The sequence below is a fragment of the Mesorhizobium sp. M1A.T.Ca.IN.004.03.1.1 genome (assembly GCF_003997555.1).
In the GTDB taxonomy this organism is placed as follows: domain Bacteria; phylum Pseudomonadota; class Alphaproteobacteria; order Rhizobiales; family Rhizobiaceae; genus Mesorhizobium.
The window spans coordinates 1-239 of sequence record NZ_RZTV01001025.1 but is presented as its reverse complement, the minus strand read 5'-3'; the positions used below and the strand labels follow the sequence as shown (position 1 = coordinate 239).

1 protein-coding gene is annotated in these 239 nt (G+C 62.3%); it reads left to right on the top strand.

Annotation, left to right across the window (positions count from 1 at the left end):
- Positions 1 to 239: hypothetical protein (locus tag EOD29_RS34790; protein WP_164764090.1), on the top strand; the 239-nt coding region annotated here is incomplete at both ends.

Sequence of the window (239 nt, the reverse complement as noted above, 5' to 3'; positions counted from 1 at the left end):
GAACGACGACCTTCCGGCCCTTTTATACGCCGGTCTCCTTCGGCGCCTTGACCGGGGCATCGCGCGGCAAACATTTCCAGCCGGCGCGCAAATCGCCGCTGCATGGCTGGGCCGAGAAAAACGGCGCGGTCTTCGTCGAAACCGGCCTCTGGTATCGTTCTTCCTGGTTCCCGCGCGTGGGCGAAACGACGTGGCGCGAAAGCGTCGACCGCGAAGTATTGAACATCCGCAAAAATGCC